1 pseudogene is annotated in these 533 nt (G+C 63.8%); it reads left to right on the plus strand.

What is annotated here, in order from left to right:
• Positions 1–30: 30 nt before the first annotated feature.
• A pseudogene (locus tag FQV27_RS18725) lies at positions 31–533 on the plus strand (electron transfer flavoprotein subunit alpha/FixB family protein); the annotation flags it as partial.

A 533-nucleotide genomic window follows, 5' to 3' on the forward strand; every position in this document is an offset into this window, starting at 1 on the left:
GTCGAAACTGAAAGAAGCGGGGGTTGTGTGATGGCTGTTCTGCTGCTGGGTGAAGTCACCAATGGAGAGCTGAGCGTCGATGCCACCGCCAAGGCGGTGAACGCGGTCAAGGGCTTAGGCGATGTGACGGTGCTGTGCGCCGGCTCAAGCGCGAAGGCTGCGGCCGAGGCTGCGGCGAAGATCGACGGTGTGGCGAAGGTGCTGGTGGCCGAGGATGATCTGTATGGTCATCGTCTGGCGGAACCGACCGCCGCGCTGCTGGTCAGCCTTGCGGGCGACTATGACCACATCGTCGCGCCTGCCACGACGGATGCCAAGAACATCATGCCGCGTGTGGCCGCGCTGCTGGATGTGATGGTGATTTCCGATGTGTCGGGCGTGGTCGATGCGGATACGTTCGAACGCCCGGTCTATGCCGGCAACGCCATCCAGACGGTGAAGTCGAAGGACGGCAAGAAGGTCATGACCATCCGTACGGCGTCGTTCGATGCGGCGGGTCAGGGCGGATCGGCCAGCGTGACCGCTCAGGCCGC

The organism is Paracoccus aurantiacus, assembly GCF_007993065.1.
Classification (GTDB): domain Bacteria; phylum Pseudomonadota; class Alphaproteobacteria; order Rhodobacterales; family Rhodobacteraceae; genus Paracoccus; species Paracoccus aurantiacus.